Source organism: Serratia sp. TSO36 (genome assembly GCF_057808395.1).
The window spans coordinates 1-15,888 of record NZ_JBJZOU010000012.1 but is presented as its reverse complement, the minus strand read 5'-3'; the positions used below and the strand labels follow the sequence as shown (position 1 = coordinate 15,888).

Genomic DNA, 15,888 nt, shown 5'->3' with positions numbered 1-15,888 from the left:
TGCCCCCATATATGAGCAAGGCATTGTTTCTCAGGAGGTCATCATGATTGCCAGCAAATTCGGTATCGGACAACAGGTTAGGCATAAACTGCTGGGGTATTTGGGCGTCGTGATCGATATCGACCCGGAATACTCTTTGGAACAACCCAAAGCTGACGAAATAGCGGCGAACGATGAACTGCGTTCAGCCCCTTGGTACCACGTGGTGATGGAAGACGAGGAAGGCCAACCGGTACACACCTATCTGGCGGAAGCGCAGCTGGATAGCGAAGCCCAAGAGGCACACCCCGAGCAACCATCGCTGGATGAACTGGCGGAATCCATCCGTCACCAGCTACAGGCGCCACGCTTGCGCAATTGACCGCGCCAAGACCTGAGAAACCCGAGAGGGCCCGGCATCGCGCCTGGCCCTTTTTATTTAGCGCTCCAACCCTAAGCGCGGGATTTCGATTTTCGGACAGCGATCCATCACCACACGCAACCCGGCCTGTTGCGCCAGCGCTGCCGCCTGCTCGTTAATCACCCCTATCTGCAGCCAGAGCGCCCTGGCGCCGATCGCTATCGCCTCTTGCGCCACGCCGTAAGCCGCTTCTGAATTGCGAAACACGTCAACCATATCCACCGGCTGCGGGATAGCGGCCAGCGTAGGGTAAACCTGCTGCCCCAGCAGCGTCTGCCCCGCCAGTTTTGGGCTGACCGGGATCACCTGATACCCTTGCGCCAACAGATACGCCATCACCCCATAGCTGGGCCGCGATGGGTTATCGCTGGCACCGACCAGCGCGATAGTTTTCACCTGTTGCAACAGCTCAACAATCTCTTGATCTTGCATCTTCAACTCCCGTTTATCACTGCGTCACTTTCCATTTCGAGTGTAACCGATCGGCATTCGTTCGGTTAAACGCAACGCAAGGGAAACTTCACCGCAATCTTATGGTCAGAGGCTGTCGCGGTTCAGCTGCGCATGGTCATGTCTAATCGCGATAAAATATGTAAAAATGTAAACAAAATACCCGATTGAAAAATTTTGACACAACCTATGCCGTGTTCAACACTTAGCGTTACGCCACTTTATAAGGAGATAATGATGAAATTTGGTCTGGTGGTTGCGGCGTTGCTCAGCATCAGCATGCCTGCCGCGGCTACGACCCTGAAACTCTCCCCGGACATCGACCTGCTGGTGGTCGACGGCAAGAAAATGACAGGTTCGTTGTTAAAAGGCGCCGACAGCCTTGAACTGGATGGCGGGCAGCACCAGTTGCTGTTTAAAGTGACCAAAACCGTACGTTCCGGCCAGCATACGCAGGCCTATGCTTCCTTGCCGCTGGTTGCCACCTTCAATACGCAAAAGATCAGCCAGGTGGCGATCGAACTGCCACGCATCGAGAACGATCGTGATGCGCAACGCTTTGACAGAACGTTGAATTATCTGGTGGTCGATAAAGACGGCAACGCCCTGCCGTTCAGGCATGATGTGCTGCATCCCGACAGCGTCACCTTCAATACCGATTTGGAAAAGGTGATGACCGATTACAACCGCCAGAACCGCCCGGCCTCCGTTCCGAGCTTTGTTCAGGCGAACGCGGGCAATGCCTCAGCCCTCGCGTTGGCCGGCGCGCCGATAAACGCCCCGACGGTGACGTTGAAAGGTGAAAACGTGTCGGAACAAATGCTGCAATACTGGTTTCAACAGGCCGACAAGGAAACACAGAAGCGTTTTCTGCGCTGGGCCAATAAACAACCGATTCGCTGATCCCTCCCGGCGCCTTTCCCCGTAAAGGCGTCTTTTCTTCGCATTTTCAAGCGCAAACGCTAGGCAGTGAAAAACAGTTTCAGTAATCTGTCGCACATTCCCCGATTAGCGAAGGACACCGAGATGGAATTGACCACCCGCACTATCGCCGCGCGCAAACACATTGCGCTGGTGGCGCACGATCACCGCAAACAGGCCCTGCTGGAGTGGGTAGAAAGCCACAAGACCATTCTGGCGCAGCACCAGCTGTACGCCACCGGCACTACCGGTAATCTGATCCAGCGCGCCAGCGGCATTCCCGTCACCAGCATGCTGAGTGGCCCGATGGGCGGCGATCAGCAGGTTGGCGCACTGATTGCGGAAGGCAAGATAGACATGCTGATCTTCTTCTGGGATCCGCTGAACGCGGTGCCGCACGATCCGGACGTGAAGGCGCTGCTGCGGCTGGCGACCGTATGGAATATTCCGGTGGCCACCAACCGCTCGACCGCCGACTTTCTGATCGACTCTCCGCTGTTCAAAAGCGAGGTGGAGATCGCCATCCCCGACTATCAGCGCTACCTGCAAGACCGCCTGAAATAGTCCTCGCGGCCTGGCTGCCGCCAGGCCCAGGCTTACGGTTTTTTCTGCACCGGTACGCCAAGATCCTGCAGGTGTTCAACGAACACCGAAGGACGTTCACGATCCTGCAACAGCCACACCTGATGTTTAGCGCGCGTCAACGCGACATACAGCAGACGGCGCTCTTCGGCATCCGGGAAATCCTCCGGCTGCGGCAGCAGCACCTCTTCCAATACCGACTCGCGCGCCACGGCGGGGAAGCCGTCACGCCCATCATGCAAACCGGCGATGATGACGTATTCCGCCTGCTGCCCCTTGCTGGCGTGGATGGTCATAAATTCCAGATCCAGCTTGGGCCAGCGGGTGGCCGCCTTCGCCAGCGCTTCCGGTTTCAGATGATGGTAGCGCGCCAGCACCAGGATGCGCTCATCCGGCTTGGCGTAGCCGCTCAGTTTATCCAGTAAGGGCTCCAACTGCTCGTGCGGCAGGATCGCCACCGACTTTTTATTGCCCTTGCTCAGGCTGTTGAGCGGTTTTTTCAGCTGGTGCGGGTTCTGCTGCACGAACCGGTTGGCCACCTCGCCGATACGTTCGTTGAAGCGATAAGTGGTGTCCAGCGCGCACTGCGCCCCTTCGCCGAAGTGGGTGGCAAAAGCCGTGGTTAACGTCAACTCTGCGCCGCTGAAGCGATAAATCGCCTGCCAGTCATCCCCCACCGCAAACAGGCAGGTCTGCTTGTTCTGCCGACGCAGCGCCGCCAGCAACAGCGCACGCTGCGGCGAGATATCCTGAAACTCATCGACCAGAATATGTTTCCACGGGCTGACGAAGCGCCCCTTGTCGAGAATGTTGACCGCCTGATGAATAAGGCCGGAGAAGTCCACCGCTCCTTCCTCTTTCAAGGCGCTTTTCCAGGCTTTCAACAGTGGCGCCATCAGCCGAATGCGTTTCGAAAACAGATCGCGGATTTCTTCATCCGCCTGCTCAATCATTTCCGCCTGGCTGCCGCCGTGCATGCGCATCAGCCCCAGCCAGCGTTCCAACCGGCCCGCCAGCCGGTCCGCCAGGCGTTTATCCTGCCAGAAGTCGCCTTCCGGCACGTCCCATTCCAGCTCCTCGGTCAACCATTGACGCCACCCCTTCGCCTGGGCTTTTTTCTCTGCACATTGCTCGCGCCAATGGGCAATCAGCAACGCTTTGCGCGCGCTGGCATCGGTTTCCAACCGGCTGATGGCCGGGGTTTTGCGGCTGCCTTGTTGAATGATCTGCAGCGCCAATGCATGGAATGTTTTGGCCTGAATACCGACATCGCCCAAACGTTCTTTGATGCGATCATTCATCTCACTCGCAGCCTGACGGCCGAACGCCAACAGCAAGATTTGGCCCGGCTCCGCCTCCTGACGGCGCAGCAGCCAGCCGGCGCGCGCCACCAGCACCGACGTCTTGCCGCTGCCGGCCCCCGCCAATACCAGGACGGAATCCTCGCCGTTGACCACCGCACGGCTCTGAGAGTCATTGAGCGGTGAGCTCTCGACGGTCTGGAAGAAGTCGTGATGTTGCTCCAGCATGCGATCGGTCCACTGCCGGTTGCGTTGGTCGACACTGCGTTGCCCTTGCTGCAGCCATTGCAGACACAGATGGTAATCGGCCCGGCAGTTATCGAATTCCTCCAGGCGCGCCACCGGCATTGGCAGCGCGGAGAAGGCTTCACGGATTTGCTGCTGCAGTTTGCCCAGCTCAGACTTTTTGAACCATTTATCTTGCTGCTCAATGCGCTGAATCTGTGCCACCTGTTGTTGCAACACGCCGGCACTGACCTCACTCATTTCGGCGCTCCACTGCTGCCACGCCTGCTGCAGATAGTGATAAAAACGCTGCGTTTCCTGCCACTCGGTGCCGTGCAGTCGCACCACTTTTTCGTCCGGCAATTCAAATTCCAGCTCGCCCCAGACGATACCGCGCTTGCACCTGACCTGAATCAGTTGATTGAAGGGGATCAGGTATTCATGTTTTTCCCCGCTCACCTCAACGCCAGCGTGCAGCAACCGCACGCGGTTATAAGGGTGCTGAGCCAGGTGTTTCCCCAGCGATGTCGCTTTAAGTTCCATATCGTCGCGCCATGACTATGTTGAGATTAAATAACGGATATCTGCCAGTTTACCTGCGATAAGCAGTGGCACTCTAGCGCTAAAAAAAGGGTAGAATAGATTTTGCGTTTTTATCGTGAATACGCCCGCATCGCGGTTTGGCCAACATTAGAGCAGAATGACGTCTATGCGTACTGTACTGAATATTCTTAATTTTGTGTTGGGCGGTTTCTTCACCACGCTGGGTTGGCTCATCGCCACGGTGTTCAGCGTGCTGCTGGTCATCACGCTGCCGCTCACCCGCTCCTGCTGGGAAATCACCAAGCTGTCGCTGGTGCCGTTCGGCAATGAGGCAATCCACGTCGATGAGCTCTACCCGGAAAAAAGCAATGCGCTGCTCTCCGCCGGCGGCTCACTGCTCAACGTTATCTGGCTGGTGCTGTTCGGCTGGTGGCTGTGCCTGTCACACATCGCCGCCGGTATCGTGCAGTGCGTTTCGATCATCGGCATTCCGGTCGGCATCGCCAATTTCAAAATTGCCGCCATCGCGCTGTGGCCGGTGGGGCGCCGCGTCGTCTCGGTAGAAATGGCTCAGCAAGCGCGTATTGAGAATGCTCGCCGCCACTATCATCAGCGTTAATTTTTTCTCCGTTTGAGGAGTTTTTCGTGCGCTCTTTTGCACCCGCAGTACGTCGTTACACCTATAACAGTAATCTGCTGTATCACCTGCGCATCCTTATTGCGCTGATCGGCACCACCGCCGTTCCCTGGTGGCTGGGCATTCCCAAGCTGACCATCCCGCTGACGCTGGGCGTGGTGGCAGCGGCCCTGACCGACTTGGATGACCGCCTGGCCGGCAGGTTACGCAACCTGCTGATCACGCTGGTGTGCTTCTTTGTCGCCTCAGCTTCAATCGAGCTGCTGTTCCCCTATCCCTGGTTGTTCGCCCTTGGCTTAACCACGTCAACCTGCGGTTTTATCCTTCTGGGCGCCTTGGGGCAACGTTACGCCACCATCGCCTTCGGCGCACTGCTGATCGCGGTTTACACTATGCTCGGCACCGCCATGTACGATGCCTGGTATCAGCAACCGCTGCTGCTGGTGATCGGCGCGCTGTGGTACAACCTGCTGACGCTGGCGGGCCACCTGCTTTTCCCTATCCGGCCACTGCAAGAGAACCTGGCGCGCTGCTACGATCAACTGGCCAACTATCTGGATGCCAAAGCCAACCTGTTCGATCCCGACGCCGAACGCGACGCCGACCTGCCATGGATGGATGTTGCGATGGCCAACAGCGCGTTGGTCGCGTTGCTTAACCAGACCAAAGCCTCGCTGCTGACGCGCCTGAAAGGCGATCGCGGCCAGCGCGGCACCCGCCGTACCTTGCACTACTATTTTGTCGCGCAGGATATCCACGAACGCGCCAGCTCTTCCCACGTTCAGTATCACGCGCTCAGCCGGCAATTCCGCCACAGCGATATTTTATTCCGCTTCCAGCGTTTGCTGAGCATGCAGGCGCGCGCCTGCCGCCAACTGGCACAATCGATCCTGCTGCGGCAAAAATACCAGCACAACCCGCGTTTTGAGCCGGCCTTCAGCCGCATTCAGGAGGCCTTGGCGCGCATCGCCGAAACCCAGGGCAATTCAGAACAAACCAAGGCGCTGGCGCACCTGCTGAAAAACCTGCATGCGATCGATGCGCAGCTGGCCAATATTGAGTCAGAGCAGACGCTGGCAAGCGGGCAAGCGGAAGAGAACAGCCTGGCCGACGATCGCTTAACCGGCTGGAGCGACATCCGCCTGCGCATCAGCCGCCATTTGACGCCGCAATCGGCCCTGTTCCGCCACGCGATCCGCATGTCGGTGGTGCTGTGCGTGGGTTACGCTTTCATCCAGTTCACCGGCATGCAGCACGGTTACTGGATCCTGTTGACCAGCCTGTTCGTCTGTCAACCGAACTACAACGCTACCCGCCGACGCCTGGCGCTGCGCATCATCGGCACCCTGGCCGGTATCCTGATCGGCCTGCCGATCCTCTATTTCGTGCCTTCACTGGAAGGACAGCTGGTGTTGATCGTCATCACCGGCGTTCTATTTTTCGCTTTCCGCACCGTCCAGTATGCCCACGCCACCATGTTCATCACGCTACTGGTCTTGTTATGCTTTAACCTGTTGGGTGAAGGATTCGAAGTAGCCGCCCCGCGCGTTTACGACACCTTGTTGGGCTGCGCCATCGCCTGGGCGGCGGTCAGCTTTATCTGGCCGGACTGGAAATTCCGCCAACTGCCGGCGGTGGTGGATAAAACCCTGAATGCCAACTGCCGTTATCTGGACGCCATTCTGGTGCAATACCACCAGGGTAAGGATAACGGCCTCGCCTACCGCATTGCGCGGCGAGATGCCCACAACAGCGATGCCGAACTGGCTTCGGTCATCTCCAACATGTCCGCCGATCCCAAGGCCGACAAGGAATTGCAGGAAGCCGCCTTCCGCCTGCTTTGCCTAAACCACACTCTCCTGAGTTATATCTCGGCGTTGGGGGCGCACCGCGAGCGGCTGAATACCCCTGTCACCCTCGATCTGCTCAATGATGCCGTGTGTTACGTGGACGGCGCCTTGCATCAGGAAGAACGGAACAGCCAGCGCATTGCGCAAGCGCTGGAACAGCTGGCGGAGCGCATTCGCAGAGCCGTTCCGGAACCTGAAAGCAAAGAGCAGTTGGTGTTGCAACAGGTGGGGTTGATGCTCGAACTGCTGCCGGAGCTCACCGCACTCCACGCCCAAATCAATAAGGCAATCTAATTATTCAGGGCTCGCTCGATGGGCCCTGAAGCACTGGCTCATGCCCATGGCGGCGCATCGCCATCGTATGATCGAACCAGCGCACCAGTTCGTTGCGCAATTCGGCCGGCAACGCCGCCTGATGATAACCGGCTATCGCGCCGCCCAGCGACAGCAGCACGCGCAGCCCCAGATTGGTCTGCTGTTGCAGCAGGCGGAGATAGCTGCGTTTAGCGCCTTGCAGCCGCAGGTCATAGGCGTTGCGGATACCCGCTCGCCATAGCAAGCGCTCCATGTTGACATCGATATTCGGCAACGCCTTCAATCGACCGTGATCGCCGGCCTTAAGCCGCTGCTCTCGACGCGCTTCCCTGACGGCCTGCCAAGCCAGCCCCACCAGCTCGTTGCGTTCCCGCCACAGCGACTCGTCAACCCAGTAATAACGCAAAGTGATGGGCACTCCACGCTTGGAATAGACCATATTGACCATCCCTCTGGCGCGAAAAGCCGGTTCCATGCTCGCCGTAGCCCGCAGGTACAACTCTCCTTCCGCTATCACTGCAAACATTACCCCCTCGGCCAGCAGGCCGTAGCCGCCAAACTGTGACCGCGTGGTGATGGCGCCCAGCGCCGCGAAGCAATTTTTAGCCTGTGCGATCCTTCGTATCGACATCCTTTTCATAGCGTTTCTCCTTTTTAGGTTCCGGTCGGATTATTTCTCTTATCAATGAAAAGAGTAACGTGAACAACTAATTAGGAAAATACGCACTATCCACCCGCATGCCAATCACAAAAAACACCGGTACAAAAAATGATCGCAATTATGCGAGCCGCTACGAAAATTTGGGTTGATCTTATCCCAAATCAGGGATACTGTATAAACATACAGTAACACGACGGGCGGGAACTTTATGCGTACTCAATCACTCTACCAACCTCATTTCAGCCAAGGCTCTTTTACAGCGCGCAATGTTGAGAAGAACACGGATGTCGGCAAAGAGAATGGCTTGATCAGTGAACTTGTTTACAACGAGCGCCAGCCCGCAGTGGCTCAATTGCTGTTGCCCCTGCTGCTGCAACTGGGCAAGCAGTCTCGCTGGCTTCTGTGGCTGACACCGCAGCAAAAATTAAGCAAGCAATGGCTGCAGCAATCCGGCCTGCCTATAGATAAGATGGTGCAATTGAGCCAAATCAGCCCGGTGAATACGGTCGAGGCGATGGAAAAAGCGCTGCAAACGGGAAATTACAGCGTGGTTCTTGGCTGGTTGCCCGAGCTAACGGAGGAGGATCGTCTAAGATTAAGACGTGCGGCAGAATTGGGTAATGCCTATGGGTTTATCATGCGGCCTCAACGTGACATTAACCCGACTCACGGACACTGTTCCACCCTAAAAATTCACTCTTCTTTGTATCATTAAGTAAATTTAGGATTTTTCCCATCATTTTCGCACCCCATAAGCGGAACCTTTGCGGTGGAAGGCACAAAGCTAGTCCGGCTGCGGTTTGGCAAGTAAAAACGCCCAAGGAATTGCCGTTTTTTTAGGCTAAGAATGTTAGCAAATATGTACGATTCCGCGTTTTTTTTTAGAGCCTTATCACATCACACTTGTAACTTTCGCGCCACGTTGTAGACTTTACATCGCCAAGGTTGCTCTATAACGTCAGAAAAACTGGCGAGTAACAAACGAGGGCTTAAACCTTGGCGAAGGAATTTAACCAAGGGCTTAAAACAGCTTTAAAGCTCATTGCCTATTTGGATGATAACGAGGCGCAAAATGAAAAAGACAGCTATCGCATTAGCAGTGGCACTGGCAGGTTTCGCTACCGTAGCGCAAGCCGCTCCAAAAGATAACACTTGGTACACCGGTGCTAAACTGGGCTGGTCCCAGTACCATGACGTTGGCTTCTACGGCAACGGTTACCAGAACGGTATCGGCAACGGCCCTACCCACAAAGATCAGCTGGGTGCCGGCGCGTTCCTGGGCTACCAGGCAAACCAATACCTGGGCTTCGAACTGGGCTATGACTGGCTCGGCCGCATGCCTTACAAAGGCAGCGTGAACAACGGTGCTTTCAAAGCGCAGGGCGTTCAACTGGCCGCTAAACTGAGCTACCCAATTGCTGACGATCTGGACATCTACACTCGTCTGGGTGGTATGGTATGGCGTGCAGATTCCAAAGCTAACTACGGCCGTACTGGTCAGCGTCTGAGCGACCACGACACCGGCGTTTCTCCGCTGGCTGCTGTTGGTGTTGAATACGCACTGACTAAAAACTGGGCTACTCGCCTGGATTACCAGTTCGTAAGCAACATCGGTGACGCAGGTACCGTTGGCGCGCGTCCAGACAACACCATGCTGAGCCTGGGCGTTTCTTACCGCTTCGGTCAGGATGACGTAGTTGCTCCAGCACCAGCTCCGGCTCCAGCTCCAGTTGTTGAAACCAAGCGTTTCACTCTGAAGTCTGACGTGCTGTTCAACTTCAACAAGTCTACTCTGAAAGCAGAAGGCCAACAGGCTCTGGATCAGCTGTACAGCCAGCTGAGCTCCATGGATCCTAAAGACGGTTCCGTAGTTGTTCTGGGTTACACCGACGCCGTTGGTTCTGACCAGTACAACCAGAAACTGTCCGAACAACGTGCACAGAGCGTTGTTGACTACCTGGTCTCCAAAGGCATCCCGTCAGACAAAATCTCTGCACGTGGTATGGGTGAAGCAGATGCAGTTACTGGCAACACCTGTGGCTACAAATCTGGCCGCGCTACCAAAGCTCAGATCGCTTGCCTGGCACCAGATCGTCGCGTAGAGATCGAAGTTAAAGGTATCAAAGACGTTGTAACTCAGCCTCAGGGCTAAGTTTACTCGCCTAATAAAAACCCCGCATAGCGGGGTTTTTTTTCGTCCTATTGTTGAAACCAAGCGCAACAAAGGCGCGCTCACGCACTTACTTGGGATCTTTGCCAAGAATCGCCTTCAAATCTTCTTTCAACGACGACATCTGGTTCGCATACTTTTCTTTGCGTTCAGCGTCTTCGATAAGCTGCACGACGGTTTCCGACAGCGTAACGCCACGTCGGCGCGCCAAGGCAGCCAAACGTTGCCAAACCAAAAACTCCAGATCGATAGATTTCTTACGCGTATGCTGATGTTCTGCGTTAAAATGACGTTTGCGGCGGGCGCGGATCGTTTGTTTCATCCGGTTATCCAGTTCCGGATTCATGTGAGCGGCAATCCATGCAAGTACCTTTACCGGCTCATTTTCCAGCTTCAGCAGCTCGTTAACCGCCTCCTGAGCAGCGCTGTTTTCAATGTAGCGGGTAATGAGTTCCCCTTCCCGATGCTTCTTCACCAGGTACTTCCATTTCCAACCGCTCTCCAGATTTTCCAGTTGCTGATATTTCATCTTGAGCTCTTCAGTGACCGCGTAACTTCAAATAAGCATAACAGCTTTGCGCCAAATTTCCCCGGCAATTAAGCCGTCTTTTAGACTGTTTTTTGCACAGTCACCGCGCGATGTCAAACTCCCTGATGCCAACTGGCACTCCGCATGTATCAAGCCGCCGTTATTCTTGTATAATCGCCCTTTCCCTTTTTAACGATTGCATCTAACACTTTGACCAATAACCGACTTGAATGGCAATCTTTATTGCCGGACGTAACGCCTTATCAGGCGATATTTGATACCGCCGCTCAGTTGGCACCCGTGCCCTTTTCCGCCATTCAGCCTCGGCTGGAAAATGCCCTGACGCTATTTTGCCACCCCCAATCGCCACCGCGTTTCATGCTGTTGAAGGCGCAAGAAACACGAGAGTATCTGGAACTGATCGCTCACGCCGTCACGCCACTGCTGCCGAAAAACACGGCATGCCGCGGCAGCCACTATGTCATTCAGGATGGCAAAGTCAGCGTAGAGCCGGCCAGCCGTGGCGATGAACCTTTTGCCGCCGGCGGCGCTTGCCTGTTCCAGGAGTGGGTTGAGCCGGAGCAACTGTTTGGCTGCGTACGGATCCACAATGGCGACATCACCCTGCAGCCGGGTCTAGTGCACCAGGCCAACGGCGGCATTCTGATTCTGTCGGCCCGTGCCCTGTTGGCTCAGCCGTTGCTATGGCTGCGGCTGAAGCAAATGATCGGCCAACGTCAGTTCCATTGGGTTTCGCCCGACGAAACCCGCCCGCTGCCGGTAGCCATTCCGCCAATGCCGCTGGAGCTGCGGCTGATTGTGGTCGGCGATCGCCACGGCCTGGCCGATTTTCACGATATCGAGCCGGAACTGAGTGAACAAGCGGTCTACGGTGAATTCGAAGACGATCTGCAGCTGACTGAAGTTGATGATATGGCGCAGTGGTGCGGCTACGTCAATGGCGTGATTGCCGACCAGCAGTTGCCGATGCTGGCGAGCGACGCCTGGGCGCCGCTGATCGTTCAGGCCGTGCGTTACAGCGGCGACCAGGGCATCTTGCCACTCTCGCCGGTTTGGCTTGGCCAGCAGCTGTCCGAAGCCGCACTGTATGCCGAAGAAGATCGCATTACGGCCAAAGCGTTTGAAGCGGCGTTAAATGCCCGCGAATGGCGTGAAAGCTATCTTGCCGAACGTATGCAGGATGAAATCGAGCTGGGCCAGATTCTGATTGAGACCGAGGGTGAAGTAATCGGGCAAATCAACGGCCTGTCAGTCCTGGATTATCCCGGCCATCCACGCAGTTTTGGCGAACCGTCGCGCATCAGTTGCGTTGTGCACCTCGGCGATGGCGAGTTCACCGACGTCGAGCGCAAAGCCGAGCTGGGTGGCAACCTGCACGCTAAAGGCATGATGATCATGCAGGCGTTCTTGATTGCCGAACTGGATCTGGATCAGCAGTTACCCTTCTCCGCTTCCATCGTCTTTGAGCAATCTTACGGTGAAGTAGACGGCGACAGCGCCTCGCTGGCTGAACTGTGCGCGTTGATCAGCGCCCTGTCACAGCAACCGATCACCCAGCAGATCGCCGTCACCGGCTCCGTCGACCAATTCGGCAACGTACAGCCGATAGGTGGCGTTAACGAAAAGATCGAAGGTTTCTTCGAGGTTTGTTTACGCCGCGGCCTGACGGGCAAACAGGGCGTCGTATTGCCCGCGACCAACGTGCGCCACCTGTGCCTGCGCCAGGATGTCGTCGACGCGGTACGCGAAGGGCAATTCCATCTGTGGGCGGTAGAGAGCGCGGCGGAAGCCTTGCCTTTGCTCACAGGTTGCCTCTACTCTGACGAACAACAGCCGAACTTGTTGGCGGCCATTCAGGAACGGATTGCGCAGGTGAGCCTGCAGGAACGTCGTCGTCCGTGGCCGCTGCGCTGGCTCAACTGGTTCAACCACGGCTGATCGGACTTGTTCAGCGTACACGTGTTAGCTAACCTGCGTCCTTCATTAAAATAAGGCTTACTGAGAACATGGTAGATAAACGCGATTCCTATACGAAAGAAGACCTCGAAGCATCCGGCCGTGGCGAGCTGTTCGGCGCCGGTGGCCCACCGTTGCCGGCAGGTAACATGTTGATGATGGACCGCGTGGTCAAGATGACCGAAGACGGCGGGACTCACAACAAAGGTTATGTGGAAGCGGAGCTGGATATTAATCCGGACCTATGGTTCTTCGGTTGCCACTTTATCGGCGATCCGGTCATGCCAGGCTGCCTGGGCCTGGATGCGATGTGGCAGCTGGTCGGTTTCTACCTCGGTTGGCTGGGTGGCGAAGGCAAAGGCCGCGCGCTGGGCGTCGGTGAAGTCAAGTTTACCGGCCAGGTGCTGCCAACCGCGAAGAAAGTGACCTACCGCATTAACTTCAAACGCGTCATCACCCGCAAGCTGATCATGGGCGTCGCCGATGGCGAAGTGCTGGTTGACGGCGAAGTGATCTATACCGCCACCGATCTGAAAGTGGGCCTGTTCAAGGACACCACAGCGTTCTGATCACGCAGAGGAGAAGGCGGCCATCGTCTTCCTCTTCGCATGCCATCACGCCCAGCGTGATGGCATTTCTTTCACTTCTCGTTTAAAGACTACTCACCTCCTTTAATTGCCCGCTGCCGAAACGTTTTTCCCCCCTGTCTCCACCCTATTCCTACCCGAACGCAGGCCAGTTGAGCGAGGCCTCTCCCCGCAGCCCGCACCGACGCGATAGCGGTTTTTTGCATCCGGTCATTTTCTTGCCCCTCAAAATCGCCTAGTATAGCCATCATGTAACTACAATAAATGTATCCACAAAGAGGCGATATGCAAAAAACCCGCTTTAGCGATACACCTTGCCCCGTCGCACGTTCGTTAGATCGCGTCGGAGAATGGTGGAGCATCCTGATCCTGCGTGATGCCTTTCAGGGGTTGTCCAAGTTCGACGAATTCCAACAAAGTCTGGGGATTTCACCCACTCTCCTGGCTCGACGCCTGAAGGATTTAGTGGCCCACGGCATTCTGCATAAGCAACGTTATCAAACGCGGCCGGTTCGCTATCAATATCTGCTCACCGAACGCGGCAACGATTTTCTTCCCGTACTGGCAGCTCTCTCACAATGGGGCAATCGCCATTTGATCGACGGTGACATTAGCGCCTTGTTAGTCGACGGCCGCACCGATCGGCCGATCCAGGTCCAGTTGATCAACGTCGAGACCCAACAGCAGGTGCCGCCGCAGTTTATTACGTTGGCACCGGGGCCTGCGGCAAATGACGGCATACGTCAACGCGCCGAACTGATGCGGCAGCGGCGCCTCGCTGATTTATCCGAACTCACCAAGGAGCAGTCATGAGCAATCGTCGTATCGTTATTACCGGCATGGGCGCCGTTTCACCGTTAGGGTGCGGCGTGGAGACCATCTGGCAACGTTTATTAAAAGGAGAGTCCGGCATTCGGGCTTTGCCTGACGAGATCATTGCAGATTTGCCGGTCAAGGTCGGGGGGCAAGTCCCCGAACTGGCGCAAGATGCCGAGGCGGGATTCAACCCAGACGCGTCCGTCGCCCCCAAGGACCAAAAGAAAATGGATCGCTTTATTCTGTTTTCCATGGCGGCGGCGGATGAAGCCGTTCGTCAGGCCGGCTGGATAGCCGATACGGAGGAAAAACAAGAGCGAACTGCCACCGTCATCGCCTCGGGCATTGGCGGCTTTCCGGCCATTGCCCAGGCGGTGCGCACTACGGACAGCCGCGGCGCCAAGCGCCTGTCGCCATTCACCATCCCCTCTTTCCTGGTCAATCTGGCGGCCGGTCACGTTTCCATCAAGCATCACTTCAAAGGCCCGATTGGCGCACCGGTCACCGCCTGTGCGGCCGGCGTGCAGGCCATTGGCGACGCGGTGCGTATGATCCGCAATGATGAGGCCGATATCGCCCTGTGCGGCGGTACCGAAGCGGCTATCGACACCGTAAGCCTGGGCGGATTCGCCGCCGCGCGCGCCATGTCCACCGCACCGGCCGAGTTGGCGCGACAGGCCTCCCGGCCTTTCGACAGCGCCCGGGACGGTTTTGTCATGGGGGAAGGCGCCGGCATGCTGGTGATTGAAACGCTGGAGCATGCGCGGGCGCGCGGCGCTACGCCGCTCGCGGAAATCGTCGGCTATGGCACCAGCGCCGACGCCTACCACATGACCTCCGGCGCTGAAGACGGCAACGGCGCCTATCGGGCGATGAAAATCGCGTTGAAGCAGGCGAATGTCGCCCCAGAAGAGGTTCAGCATTTAAACGCGCACGCGACTTCGACACCCGTAGGCGATTTAGGCGAAATCAATGCCATCAAGCACCTGTTTGGCACCGCCGGGACTGTCGCCGTGACCTCGACGAAATCAGCGACTGGGCATCTACTCGGCGCCGCCGGCGGGCTGGAAACCATCTTTACCGCCCTGGCTCTGCGCGATCAGATAGCCCCTGCAACGCTGAATCTGGACAATCCCGATCCGGCAGCGGCAGGCTTGCATCTGGTCGCGAAACGGGCTGAATCGATGGACATGACCTACGCCTTATCAAACGGCTTTGGCTTTGGCGGCGTGAATGCGAGTATTTTACTGAAACGCTGGCAGGACGAATAAACGGCACAAACAAAAACCTCCGCCAAGGGCGGAGGTTATTCCTTTTATTTGACAGGGAGCCGCTTAAGCGGTCACAGCCCTGTCTTCCATGGCTTCTCGCCAACCTCCCAGCCATTGAGACCGGGCGTCCACCGATGATTGGTAGGGACAATGTTCCCTGGAACGCCCTAAAATACCTGCCTGATACCCTCTCGAATGCGCCCTTTCCAGACGATCGCGTTTCTGTCTCTTCATGCCTCGTTTCCCTCATTTTGGTCTGGTGGAAAGAAAACAATGGCTGCTTTTTGCGCAGCCACGAGTAATCAATAGCGCTAAAAGAAGAGAAGATCAATGCGCAAAATTCACGCCAATGTCATATTTGTGAGCTACGCCCGAGGAAAGTGCTAAGTGGCTGATCTGCCGGGGAAGGGTTTAACTTTTTGAAATTAAATAGAAATCCCTGCCAGCGAAAAAAAACGAATTTTCACGCTGACAGGGATTAGACGATTTTAGACCAAATTATGACTAAATGCCGCCCATCTGTGCTGCGATAGCCTGAGCTTCCTGCTGCCAGCCCTGCGCCAGGGTGCGCACCAGGGCATCATAGCCGTCCTCGCCCTGTTTCAATTCCAGGCTGAAAGGCCGTTTGATCAAACGCCCCTGGCGGTTCAGCA

17 protein-coding genes are annotated in these 15,888 nt (G+C 56.3%); 11 read left to right on the top strand and 6 right to left on the bottom strand.

The genetic code is table 11. The features are described from left to right. The first annotated feature begins 43 nt into the window (after positions 1 to 43). Positions 44 to 361, top strand: a complete 318-nt coding sequence (hspQ, locus tag ACK3CV_RS09335) for a heat shock protein HspQ (RefSeq protein WP_033637900.1) — start codon at positions 44 to 46, stop codon at positions 359 to 361. Between the two features lie 57 nt (positions 362 to 418). Here the strand turns inward: hspQ and ACK3CV_RS09330 are convergent, their stop codons facing one another. Then, a complete protein-coding gene (locus ACK3CV_RS09330) occupies positions 419 to 832 on the bottom strand; it encodes a CoA-binding protein (protein WP_033637899.1) in 414 nt (137 codons plus the stop codon). 255 nt (positions 833 to 1,087) lie between these two features. On the opposite strand from ACK3CV_RS09330, the gene ACK3CV_RS09325 reads away from it, so the two are divergent. Together ACK3CV_RS09325 and ACK3CV_RS09320 are read left to right on the top strand one after the other, a co-directional pair. Further along, positions 1,088 to 1,753 carry a DUF2057 family protein gene (locus ACK3CV_RS09325; protein WP_033637898.1) on the top strand — a complete coding sequence of 222 codons (666 nt, stop codon included), beginning with the start codon at positions 1,088 to 1,090 and terminating at the stop codon, positions 1,751 to 1,753. A gap of 123 nt (positions 1,754 to 1,876) precedes the next feature. Beyond that, positions 1,877 to 2,335 (top strand): methylglyoxal synthase, encoded by a 459-nt coding sequence (locus ACK3CV_RS09320; protein WP_015377363.1) that lies wholly within the window; start codon positions 1,877 to 1,879, stop codon positions 2,333 to 2,335. Positions 2,336 to 2,367: 32 nt separating this feature from the next. On the opposite strand, the gene helD is transcribed toward ACK3CV_RS09320, so the two are convergent. Then, entirely contained in the window at positions 2,368 to 4,422 is a 2,055-nt protein-coding gene (gene helD / locus ACK3CV_RS09315; protein WP_164140796.1) for a DNA helicase IV, read from the bottom strand. A 166-nt stretch (positions 4,423 to 4,588) separates the two neighbouring features. Here helD and ACK3CV_RS09310 point away from each other — a divergent pair, with 166 nt between their 5' ends. Together ACK3CV_RS09310 and yccS are read left to right on the top strand one after the other, a co-directional pair. Further along, positions 4,589 to 5,041 (top strand): YccF domain-containing protein, encoded by a 453-nt coding sequence (locus ACK3CV_RS09310; protein ID WP_033637896.1) that lies wholly within the window; start codon positions 4,589 to 4,591, stop codon positions 5,039 to 5,041. Between the two features lie 26 nt (positions 5,042 to 5,067). Next, positions 5,068 to 7,203, top strand: a complete 2,136-nt coding sequence (gene yccS, locus ACK3CV_RS09305) for a YccS family putative transporter (RefSeq protein ID WP_033646568.1) — start codon at positions 5,068 to 5,070, stop codon at positions 7,201 to 7,203. Positions 7,204 to 7,207: 4 nt separating this feature from the next. Here yccS and ACK3CV_RS09300 read toward each other — a convergent pair whose 3' ends face one another. Continuing rightward, complete coding sequence (locus tag ACK3CV_RS09300) at positions 7,208 to 7,864, bottom strand: TfoX/Sxy family DNA transformation protein (protein WP_033637895.1); 657 nt, start codon at positions 7,862 to 7,864, stop codon at positions 7,208 to 7,210. 229 nt (positions 7,865 to 8,093) lie between these two features. Here ACK3CV_RS09300 and sulA point away from each other — a divergent pair, with 229 nt between their 5' ends. Further along, complete coding sequence (gene sulA / locus ACK3CV_RS09295; RefSeq protein WP_164040278.1) at positions 8,094 to 8,600, top strand: SOS-induced cell division inhibitor SulA; 507 nt, start codon at positions 8,094 to 8,096, stop codon at positions 8,598 to 8,600. A gap of 357 nt (positions 8,601 to 8,957) precedes the next feature. Continuing rightward, positions 8,958 to 10,037, top strand: a complete 1,080-nt coding sequence (ompA, locus tag ACK3CV_RS09290; protein WP_033638719.1) for a porin OmpA — start codon at positions 8,958 to 8,960, stop codon at positions 10,035 to 10,037. Between the two features lie 88 nt (positions 10,038 to 10,125). On the opposite strand, the gene matP is transcribed toward ompA, so the two are convergent. Next, positions 10,126 to 10,584 carry a macrodomain Ter protein MatP gene (gene matP / locus ACK3CV_RS09285; RefSeq protein WP_004928138.1) on the bottom strand — a complete coding sequence of 153 codons (459 nt, stop codon included), beginning with the start codon at positions 10,582 to 10,584 and terminating at the stop codon, positions 10,126 to 10,128. A gap of 210 nt (positions 10,585 to 10,794) precedes the next feature. Between matP and ACK3CV_RS09280 the strand changes: the two genes are divergently transcribed. The 4 genes from ACK3CV_RS09280 (at position 10,795) to fabF (ending at position 15,235) form a co-directional block, all read left to right on the top strand. Next, positions 10,795 to 12,543, top strand: coding sequence for an AAA family ATPase (locus tag ACK3CV_RS09280; protein ID WP_033646573.1), 1,749 nt, complete (start codon positions 10,795 to 10,797; stop codon positions 12,541 to 12,543). 68 nt (positions 12,544 to 12,611) lie between these two features. Beyond that, the gene (fabA, locus tag ACK3CV_RS09275) at positions 12,612 to 13,130 is read left to right on the top strand and encodes a bifunctional 3-hydroxydecanoyl-ACP dehydratase/trans-2-decenoyl-ACP isomerase (RefSeq protein ID WP_004928144.1); all 519 of its coding nucleotides are present in this window, start codon (positions 12,612 to 12,614) and stop codon (positions 13,128 to 13,130) included. 303 nt (positions 13,131 to 13,433) lie between these two features. After that, positions 13,434 to 13,961 carry a winged helix-turn-helix transcriptional regulator gene (locus ACK3CV_RS09270; RefSeq protein ID WP_033637890.1) on the top strand — a complete coding sequence of 176 codons (528 nt, stop codon included), beginning with the start codon at positions 13,434 to 13,436 and terminating at the stop codon, positions 13,959 to 13,961. Further along, the gene (gene fabF / locus ACK3CV_RS09265) at positions 13,958 to 15,235 is read left to right on the top strand and encodes a beta-ketoacyl-ACP synthase II (protein ID WP_164040276.1); all 1,278 of its coding nucleotides are present in this window, start codon (positions 13,958 to 13,960) and stop codon (positions 15,233 to 15,235) included. The genes ACK3CV_RS09270 and fabF overlap by 4 nt, the downstream gene beginning before the upstream one ends. Before the next feature lie 63 nt (positions 15,236 to 15,298). Here the strand turns inward: fabF and rmf are convergent, their stop codons facing one another. Together rmf and ACK3CV_RS09255 are read right to left on the bottom strand one after the other, a co-directional pair. After that, positions 15,299 to 15,469 (bottom strand): ribosome modulation factor, encoded by a 171-nt coding sequence (gene rmf, locus ACK3CV_RS09260; RefSeq protein WP_004928150.1) that lies wholly within the window; start codon positions 15,467 to 15,469, stop codon positions 15,299 to 15,301. A 270-nt stretch (positions 15,470 to 15,739) separates the two neighbouring features. After that, positions 15,740 to 15,888, bottom strand: a 149-nt coding sequence (locus ACK3CV_RS09255) for an ABC-type transport auxiliary lipoprotein family protein (RefSeq protein ID WP_170310547.1), incomplete at its 5' end; no start/stop codon positions are given.

What these genes read in the sequence shown, in the direction of transcription:
- hspQ (WP_033637900.1), top strand. Translation starts at nt 44, where the DNA reads ATGATTGCCAGCAAATTCGGTATCGGACAACAGGTTAGGCATAAACTG.
- ACK3CV_RS09330 (WP_033637899.1), bottom strand. Translation starts at nt 832, where the DNA reads ATGCAAGATCAAGAGATTGTTGAGCTGTTGCAACAGGTGAAAACTATC.
- ACK3CV_RS09325 (WP_033637898.1), top strand. Translation starts at nt 1,088, where the DNA reads ATGAAATTTGGTCTGGTGGTTGCGGCGTTGCTCAGCATCAGCATGCCT.
- ACK3CV_RS09320 (WP_015377363.1), top strand. Translation starts at nt 1,877, where the DNA reads ATGGAATTGACCACCCGCACTATCGCCGCGCGCAAACACATTGCGCTG.
- helD (WP_164140796.1), bottom strand. Translation starts at nt 4,422, where the DNA reads ATGGAACTTAAAGCGACATCGCTGGGGAAACACCTGGCTCAGCACCCT.
- ACK3CV_RS09310 (WP_033637896.1), top strand. Translation starts at nt 4,589, where the DNA reads ATGCGTACTGTACTGAATATTCTTAATTTTGTGTTGGGCGGTTTCTTC.
- ACK3CV_RS09300 (WP_033637895.1), bottom strand. Translation starts at nt 7,864, where the DNA reads ATGAAAAGGATGTCGATACGAAGGATCGCACAGGCTAAAAATTGCTTC.
- sulA (WP_164040278.1), top strand. Translation starts at nt 8,094, where the DNA reads ATGCGTACTCAATCACTCTACCAACCTCATTTCAGCCAAGGCTCTTTT.
- ompA (WP_033638719.1), top strand. Translation starts at nt 8,958, where the DNA reads ATGAAAAAGACAGCTATCGCATTAGCAGTGGCACTGGCAGGTTTCGCT.
- matP (WP_004928138.1), bottom strand. Translation starts at nt 10,584, where the DNA reads ATGAAATATCAGCAACTGGAAAATCTGGAGAGCGGTTGGAAATGGAAG.
- fabA (WP_004928144.1), top strand. Translation starts at nt 12,612, where the DNA reads ATGGTAGATAAACGCGATTCCTATACGAAAGAAGACCTCGAAGCATCC.
- ACK3CV_RS09270 (WP_033637890.1), top strand. Translation starts at nt 13,434, where the DNA reads ATGCAAAAAACCCGCTTTAGCGATACACCTTGCCCCGTCGCACGTTCG.
- fabF (WP_164040276.1), top strand. Translation starts at nt 13,958, where the DNA reads ATGAGCAATCGTCGTATCGTTATTACCGGCATGGGCGCCGTTTCACCG.
- rmf (WP_004928150.1), bottom strand. Translation starts at nt 15,469, where the DNA reads ATGAAGAGACAGAAACGCGATCGTCTGGAAAGGGCGCATTCGAGAGGG.